Raw genomic sequence first — 5,146 nt, 5'->3', positions numbered from 1 at the left:
AAGTCCGCTTCCATCGCGCCGCTCGCGTACGCGGCCTGCAAGCTCTCGTAGGTCAGTTTCGCGCGCGGAATCAGGCTTTCCTCGTAGAGATTGAAGCGCCGCTGCCCGTCCCGAATACCGAACAGCGCCATGCGCGCTTCCGCATCGAGTTCGCGCGCCATCGCCTCCTTGTCGTGCCGCGCGGCGGCGGTCATGTGCCGCGCCTCGGCCACCGCGCCGCGCACTTTCTTGCGCCAGATGGGCAGGCTCACGCCGAGCGAAATCGAGACGTCGTCCTCCACATCTTTCCCCGGTTCGCGGTAGAAGAAACCGTCGTAGATACCGAGCACCGAATCGCCTGCGTCGAACGGCATCATCCCCGTCGCCGTCCGCGCCAGATCATAGTACGCCATCAATTTGGACGGCATGTACGGGTCGCCGCGCCTGCCCGGCTCATCCTTCAATCGCTCGTATTCAAGGCCCAGGCGAATCTCGGGGCGGCCCATGCGCCGCGCGAGGTCACTTTCTTTCTCTCTTCCCGCGATCATCGAGTCCGCCGCCTTCAACTCCGGACTCTGCAGCCGAATCCAGGCCGTCACCAGCGGCGGCGCGGGCGGATCCGGCGGAAACACCGCGGGCTGCGGCCACGGAATGTCATCGCCAAGGGGACGGCCCAGCGCCTCGTTGAGTTTCGCCGCGAGCGCGGGCTGCATTTGCAGCAGTTGCGCGCGCATATCCGCGACCATGTCGCGCTCGTTTTGGATGCGCAGCAAATCATCCTGCGCGGCCAACCCTAGGCTGTATTTCGCCCGGACGACCGCTTCCGCGTAGTCGATGATCTCGATTTGTGCCTCCGCAACGCGGATTTGCTCGCCGAGATACGCGTACTCGAAGTACGCTTTCTTCACCGCGGCGAACATGCGGTTCCGCCCGGCGTACATGCGCCATTGCGCGGCCTCCGCCTCCGCCGCGGCTTTCTCGCCCCGCAAACGCAGCGTGCCAAACCATGGAAACGCCTGCTCGAACATGACCGCGAATACCTTCATGTCGGATTGGACGAACTGTTTGTAAGTGAACATCGGGTCCTCGAGCGCGCGCGCCTGCGGAATGCGTTCGAGCGCGGCGCGCCACTCCTCGTGCAGCACTCTTAAACCTGGTTGCTTCTCCGCGGCTTCAAGCAGGTAATCGCGCAGTTCATCGTTCCCCGCGAAAAACGCCGGCGCTTCCACGGGCGGCGCTTCTTCCGCAGTCACGCCCACACATACCATCAACGCAAGAGGAATCATTATTTGCACACCCCTGAACACTGCGCCGATTTGGAGTGCGCGAGCTTGCTTGCGATTTGACTCCGGGCTGCAAGCTGCCGCAGTCCACATAGGACCCCCTATTGGGATGGGATTGCCGGTCTCGTTTCTCTTCACGTTGTGTCCTCCTTCGGGCCGCCGAGCTTGCCCCTCCGGAATTTCCATTCCTTCAGCCAGCAATACAGCACGGGCACCTGGAACAATGTCAGCAACTCAATCGTCATGCCGCCGAACGACGGAATGGCCATTGGCACCATGATGTCCGAGCCGCGGCCTGTCGATGTGAGCACGGAGACCAAGGCAAGCACCGTCGTGGCCGTGGTCATCAGGCAGGGGCGTATCCGTCGCAGACCCGCGGCGAGTGTCGCCTCGCGGATATCCTGAATCGACCGGATCTTCCGGTTCGCGAAGCTCTGGTCCAGATAGGTGGCAATCACCACGCCGTCGTCGCTGGCCACGCCGAACAACGCGAGGAACCCGACCCAGATGGCCACGCTCAGGTTGATAACATGCACCTGAAACAACTCGCGCATATCCGTGTCCGCCACGCTGAAATTGAGGAACCACGGCTGCGCATAGAGCCACATCAGCAGGAACCCGCCGGACGCGGCCACCACGATGCCAGACCAGACCAGGAACGTGGTCGCATAGGAACTGAACTGGAAGTACAGGATCAGGAAAATGATAAACAGCGCGACGGGGATCACGATGGACAGCGTCTTTTGCGCGCGTACCTGATTCTCGTAGTTTCCCGCGAAGCTGTAGCTCACCCCCGCAGGCAGCGACCATTCGCCGGTTGCCAGTTTGTCCCGCAGGTATTGCTGACACTTCTCGACAACATCCACCTCCATGTAGCCGGGCTGCTTGTCGAACAACACATAGCCGGTCAGGAACGTATCTTCGCTCTTAATCGACATCGGTCCCGCTACGTAGCGCACCTCTGCAAGCTGCGCCATCGGAATCTGGGCGCCGGCCTGCGTGGGAACGAGAATGCGTTCCAGGGTCTCGATTTGGTCGCGCAGTTCGCGCAAATAGCGCACGCGCACCGGATACCGCTCACGGCCTTCGACCGTGGTGGTGATGGGCATGCCGCCGATGGCGGTCTCGATCACATCCTGCACGTCGCGCACGAGCAAGCCGTAGCGTGCAATGGCCTCGCGGTCGATGTCGATCTCGAGATAGGGGCTTCCCACAATGCGATCGGCAATGACCGTCGCTGGAGCCACACCGGAAACCTCTTTCAAGAGCGACTCGATCTCGAGGCCGACACGCTCGATGGTGTCAAGGTCCGGCCCTTTGATCTTGACACCCATCGGCGCGCGCATACCGCTTTGCAGCATGACGATACGCGCAGCGATCGGCTGAAGTTCCGGCGCCGAGGTGGTTCCCGGAATCTGCGCCGCCTTCACTATCTCCGCCCAGATGTCATTGGGCCGCTTGATGTGTTCACGCCACTGCCGGTACGGCCGTCCGTCCGCGTCTGGGATTAATTCGCCACTTTCGTCACGGACATACTCCTCCTTCTCCGCGTCGTAGCGGAAAAAGATCATTCGCCCGTCCTCGTCCGTAATGTATTGCGGCTTGTAGCTGATAACCGTCTCGATCATGCTCATCGGCGCCGGATCGAGCGGGCTCTCGGCGCGCCCCATCTTGCCCACCACGGAAACCACTTCCGGGATAGCGGCAATCGCCTGGTCTTGCTTCTGGATAATGTCCAATGCCTCGGCGACCGACGCGTGCGGCATCGTCGTCGGCATGTAGAGATACGAGCCTTCGTCGAGCGGCGGCATGAATTCGCGGCCAAATCCGGGAAACTCGTGAACCAGCGTGGACCACACGCGCGAGGTCTGCACCGTCTCCGGCGGAATGCCTACGCGTTCAGCGAGTGAAGGCACGAAACCGAACACGCGCGCAAATCCCAACCACGCGACCAGGCCAAAGAGAACGACACACGTCGTCAGAGTCATGTAGAGGAGTTTGTGCCTGAGAAAGAATCGCAATAACGGACCGTAGATGTATCGAAACACGAGAAATATGCCCAAGAGGCCGAACATCACCACGCTCACAAACATCAGGTTCCGCAGGAGCCCCTTGTCCGGTCCCAGCGGTGCCCAGTGTTGCGTCAATAAGACGAGCACGAACAAGAGCGCCAGCCCACTGGCCGCGTAGACACCCGCGCGCTTCACTGGACCCGGCAGGACGTCGCCAAGAAGGTGATACATGCCGAACGCGATCAGAATGGCCCCGGACCACCCGGACACGAGAAATATCGCCGCAACGCCGCCCGCCACCAGCAGCCCGAGCACCGCTTTCATGGTTTTCTTCGAGTCGAACTTCCATGTAAACAACACGTGCGCCAGTGCTGGAATGATCGTCAACGCCGCTACAACCGACGCGATGAGGCAGAACGTTTTCGTGAACGCGAGCGGGCGGAACAGTTTGCCTTCCGGCCCGATCATCGCGAAGACGGGTAGAAACCCGACGACCGTTGTTGACACCGCCGTGAGCACCGCGCCGCCGACCTCGCTCGACGCGCGAAACACCACGTGCAGCCGGTCTTCGCTTGGGTCGGCTTCATCGAGATGCTTGAGAATGTTCTCGCAGATAATGATCCCCATATCGACCATTGTGCCAATGGCAATCGCGATACCTGACAACGCCACGATGTTCGCGTCCACACCGAAGGACTTCATCGCGATGAAGCACATCAGAACCGCGAGCGGCAGCACGCTACTGATGAGGATCGAACTGCGCAGATGCACGACCATGACGATGATGACGATGATCGTGACCAGGATTTCCTCGAACAGCGCGGAATTCAGCGTGCCGAGCGCTTCGTGGATCAAGCCGGTGCGGTCATAGTAGGGGGCAACGTTCACCTGGCTCGTTGTGATCCACTCCGGCCACTCTGCGCGCGGTGTGGCGCGCAGCCACGCCATCCACGCATCCTGGTTGACGCTCGCCCCGTCAAAGGGCAACTCAATGCCCTGTGCGTCCGCGAAGGACTCGATATCTTCCCGGCTGACCTTGTGCGAATCGACGACAGCCTTCGTAGGCAGACCAGGAGTGATCTCGGCGATGCGTTTCTTGACGTTCTTGATCGCCTCGAGCGGGTTTTCCGCGTAACGGACCACCACAATGCCGCCAACCGCCTCCGCGCCCTCCTTGTCCAGAATGCCGCGCCGCATCTCCGGACCCTGGCTCACCGTCGCCACGTCCTTCACCCGGATCGGCACGTTATCCGCCACCCGCACGACAATCTGTTCGATATCTTCGACGCTCTTGATGAATCCAAGACCGCGGATCGTGTATTCGACGCGATTCACCTCGATCGTACGCGCGCCCACGTCCACGTTCGATGCGCGCACCGCCATGAACACGTCCTCAAGCATCACGTTGTGCGCGCGCATCGCGTCCGGGTCCACGTCAATCTGATACTCGCGCACAAAACCGCCGATAGACGCCACCTCGCTGATGCCGCCCGCGCTCAAGAGCGCGTAGCGCACGTGCCAGTCCTGGATGCTGCGCAGTTCGTCGAGGTCCCAGCCGCCCGCGGGCTTGCCATCCGGATCGCGACCTTCGAGCGTGTACCAGAAGACCTGGCCCAGCGCAGTGGCGTCGGGCCCGAGCGCCGGCTGGACGCCCTCGGGCAGACTGCCCGCGGGCAGGCTGCTGAGCTTCTCGAGCACGCGGCTGCGCGACCAGTAGAAGTCGATCTTCTCCTCGAAAATGATGAATATCGACGAGAAGCCAAAATACGAGTAGCTGCGCACCGTTTTCACGCCGGGTATGCCGAGCAGCGCCGTCGTCAGCGGATACGTAATTTGATCGTCGATGTCCTGCGGCGAGCGCCCCTCCCACTC

The 5,146-nt window shown here is 61.4% G+C and carries 2 protein-coding genes; both read right to left on the bottom strand.

Annotated features, from left to right (window positions below):
* Positions 1 to 1,265: TolC family protein (locus tag KA184_23155; GenBank protein ID MBP8132489.1), on the bottom strand; the 1,265-nt coding region annotated here is incomplete at its 3' end.
* A gap of 131 nt (positions 1,266 to 1,396) precedes the next feature.
* On the bottom strand, positions 1,397 to 5,146 hold a 3,750-nt coding region (locus KA184_23150; GenBank protein MBP8132488.1), incomplete at its 5' end, for an efflux RND transporter permease subunit.

It is taken from the genome of Candidatus Hydrogenedentota bacterium (assembly GCA_018005585.1).
GTDB lineage: Bacteria > Hydrogenedentota > Hydrogenedentia > Hydrogenedentales > JAGMZX01 > JAGMZX01.
The sequence above is the reverse complement of the archived record's forward strand: the minus strand, read 5'-3'. Positions and strand labels throughout refer to the sequence as shown.